General features: G+C 36.6%; 4 protein-coding genes. 3 read left to right on the top strand and 1 reads right to left on the bottom strand.

The window, feature by feature from the left end; genetic code table 11:
• Positions 1-84: 84 nt before the first annotated feature.
• From AC1RNS_RS26355 to AC1RNS_RS26345, 3 genes are all read left to right on the top strand, one after another.
• Positions 85-1,044 carry a proline dehydrogenase family protein gene (locus AC1RNS_RS26355; protein ID WP_492996768.1) on the top strand — a complete coding sequence of 320 codons (960 nt, stop codon included), beginning with the start codon at positions 85-87 and terminating at the stop codon, positions 1,042-1,044.
• A complete protein-coding gene (locus AC1RNS_RS26350; RefSeq protein WP_492996767.1) occupies positions 1,041-1,943 on the top strand; it encodes a DMT family transporter in 903 nt (300 codons plus the stop codon). Before AC1RNS_RS26355 ends, AC1RNS_RS26350 begins: the two co-directional genes overlap by 4 nt.
• Positions 1,944-2,018: 75 nt before the next feature.
• Complete coding sequence (locus tag AC1RNS_RS26345) at positions 2,019-2,378, top strand: YybH family protein (protein WP_492996766.1); 360 nt, start codon at positions 2,019-2,021, stop codon at positions 2,376-2,378.
• Here AC1RNS_RS26345 and AC1RNS_RS26340 read toward each other — a convergent pair.
• Complete coding sequence (locus AC1RNS_RS26340; RefSeq protein WP_492996765.1) at positions 2,367-3,161, bottom strand: sulfite exporter TauE/SafE family protein; 795 nt, start codon at positions 3,159-3,161, stop codon at positions 2,367-2,369. The two genes, AC1RNS_RS26345 and AC1RNS_RS26340, sit on opposite strands and share 12 nt — an antisense overlap.
• Positions 3,162-3,395 lie beyond the last annotated feature (234 nt).

The raw sequence follows: 3,395 nt of genomic DNA, 5'->3' as shown, positions 1-3,395 counted from the left end.
ACTATGCGGTGAAAAAATATTTTCATCACTTTAAAAACGGGTCAGACCGTTGATATATCAACATTTATAGAGGGAGGAATAAAGATGAGAAATGCAGAGGAATTAGTGATTCAAGCCTTAAAATCAGCAGCAAGAAATGAGCAAACGAAACATGCCATTCAGCAATCAGCGGAGCTTTACCCGCTATTATGGAAGTCGGCAAAACGTTATGTTACTGGTGAAAAGAGGCAGGAGGCGATAAGAATTGCTCAGGATTTTATCTCAAAGGATTATCAAATATCATTAGAATTTATTGGTGAAAATACAAAGGATATCGAGGAATGTCAAAAGGCGAAGGAGGAACTTTTACAGCTTATAGAGGACACGGCGACTATTTCATTCAACCAAACTGTATCGTTTGATTTATCTCATATTGGTCTTTCAGTAAACGCAGATCTTGCCTATCTACATTTACAAGAGCTTGCACAGAAAGCACAACAGCATGGTATTACGTTGATGATTAGTATGGAGGAGTCCTCCAAGACAAGCAGCATTATCGAAATCTATAAAAAAATAGCTATGCAATATCCGAATATAGGGATTACGCTACAAGCTCATCTTTATCGTACAGAGGTGGATATTGAACAGTTGATTCAATATCCAGGAAGAATAAGGCTGGTAAAAGGTGCTTTTCAGGAGTCAGACGATATTGCGATGGCAAGATCAAAGGAATTAAATGAACGTTATCTTCATTTTGTTGAACAGTTACTAGAAGCAAATCATCCAATTTCAATCGCTACACATGATGAGGCACTTATTTTAGAAATGGAGAAGCGTCAATACTTTCAACAACCAAATGTGGAGATAGAGATGCTATATGGTGTACAGCCAGCGTTGATACAGCAATTAAAAAAGAACAGGTACCGATGCAGAATTTATTTGACTTATGGAACTGAGTGGTTTTTATACCTATGCCACCGTATTGCAGAATATCCTGAAAATATATATCTTGCCGTAACTGATATAATTAATCCCTCAATCTTAGAAAATAGTGAGGATTATTGAAAACGCAAATGTGGGTAAGTGGAAAAGTTATGCTGGCGATGAGTATTGTTGGTAGCTCGGTTGTAGCCGGTAAGCTCATCATACAAAGCTTTCCTTTATTTTTAGCAAATGAACTAAGATTTTTTGTGGCATCTGCTATTCTAGTACCTTTATGGATGAAAGTAGAAGGATTTTCAGTGCTGGATAGAAAAGATTATTTATCTATCTTCCTACAGGCATTGTTCGGTGTCTTTCTGTTTAATGTTCTCATGCTCAAGGGTCTTTCACAAACGACAGCTATCGAGGCAGGTATTATTACAAGCACACTGCCAGCATCTACAGCTGTTTTGTCAGTTCTTCTATTAAAGGAAAGTTTTACGAGAAATATCGGGTTCGGTGTACTAATGGCTGTTTTTGGGACAGTATTAATAAATATTACTAGCTTATCTACGATAAATTTAACCTCATTAGTTGGTAATGTTCTTATTTTAGGAGCTATTTGTTGTGAATCATTATTTATCATATTTGGTAAATCTCATTCTAGGAGAGTAAGTGCTCTTACCGTCGCTACAATGGTAAGCTGCTTTGGAGCGGTGTTATTTTTCCCTTTTGCTATAGCTGAAAGTCGCTCCTTTGCCTTTAAAGAAGTAACTTTTGCTGAATGGGGGTTAGTAGTCTATTTCGGAATCATTGTAACTGTACTGGCATTTATTCTTATGCAGCAAGGGCTTGCAAGAATTTCTGCTACATCAGCAGGTATCCTAACAAGTTTCTTACCGATTAGCAGTATCGTGTTATCTTCGTTATTTTTAGGAGAAAAAATTTCATTCTTTCAATGTGGAGGATTTGTATTTATTTTGGGAGCCCTTTATTTACTGTCAAGGCCATCGACTCAGATTCAAATGGAAGAATCTCAGTGAATCGCTTGGGTGAGATAATAAATATTTCATAGTGACTTATTTTCCGTTACTATTGTTAAAAAGGGAGGGATTTTCTTGACGTATAAGCAAGCTTTAGCGCAATATATTACAGCTACGAATTCCCATGATTTTAATCATGTAAAGGAAATATTGCATCCACAGGCGGTCTATTGGTTTACCGATAAAACATGCACAACCTTAGAGGATATAGGCAATTATTTTAATCATGCATGGAAGGTCATCGAGCAAGAAGTATATTCGGCTACTGATGTACAATGGCTGACGGTGGATGAAAAATCTGCTACCTGTATTTATACATACCACTATGAAGGCTACCATAATGGAAAATTTGTATCAGGTAGCGGAAGAGCTACAAATATATTTATAAAAGAAAATGATAAATGGAAATTAATTCATGAGCATCTAAGTAGTTAAGATTTTTACTATAACTTGTATAAGCAACAATGAAATGATTAGTGTTAGTAGTATTCTCGCCGCTTTCATAGGGATTTTTGGTAAAACTAAAAGTCCTAGCTGTGAGCCAATAATAGAGCCGATCGCCATCGCAATTGCATATTTCCATTGTATAAAACCAGTTTGATAAAATACTAAAAATGCCCCTGTACAGCTTCCAAACAGAAGGACGCGTGTAAGCTGTACAGCCTTTATGTAAGAATAATTCTGGCGTAAATAGTGTAATATGCTGAAGGTTGAAGAGCCAGGACCAAAACCACCATCATATACCGAAATAAAAAATGGCTGTTTATAGCTCTGATTTGTCTTATTTCCATCTGGCTGTGCAGTCCATTCTTTTCTTTTTAACGTTAGAAACAATACGAGAATGAGTAGTATACAAGCAATCATATTCATGATCTGCTCTGACATGGCTACTGTTAAAAGTGCCCCGCAAACACCTCCAGTAAATGCGATAGCGACATATTTCAGAATAGAAGCTAGGCGAAGCTCCTGTTGATAAAGGAGATAAAAGATACTAGATAATGCAGCGATGCCTGTAGAAAATTTATTTGTAGCAATGCCTGTATGGATAGGTATACCCACAAGCATCATGGCTGGGATTGTTATAAGCCCGCCACCCCCAGCAAGGGTACCAATAAAAGCAGCAATAATTCCTATGCTAACAAGTGTTAGTGAAAGCCTCGTATAAAAAAGTCCTATTACAATGATAAGAGTGACAATTAAAATAAAAGATTGTTTCATAAGCATCTCCTTTAGCGTTGTAGTTAAAGGGTAGATGGAATTGATTGATAAATCTAATATATTATTTTTAGATTTTTATAAATATAATTTATAAGTTATACATAGTGTTGAAAAATCAAATAGTCAAGGGACTCTTTGTGAATATTTAGTCAAAATAAAGGTGATTTCCGTTCCAGGCTACTCGCTTTGTCGCTGACGCTTCGCTTTCGCGCAGAGCAAGGCTTCCTGTGGGCG

This window comes from Lysinibacillus sp. GW821-FHT14F06 (assembly GCF_058803665.1).
This window is presented reverse-complemented; position numbering and strand designations above follow the sequence as displayed.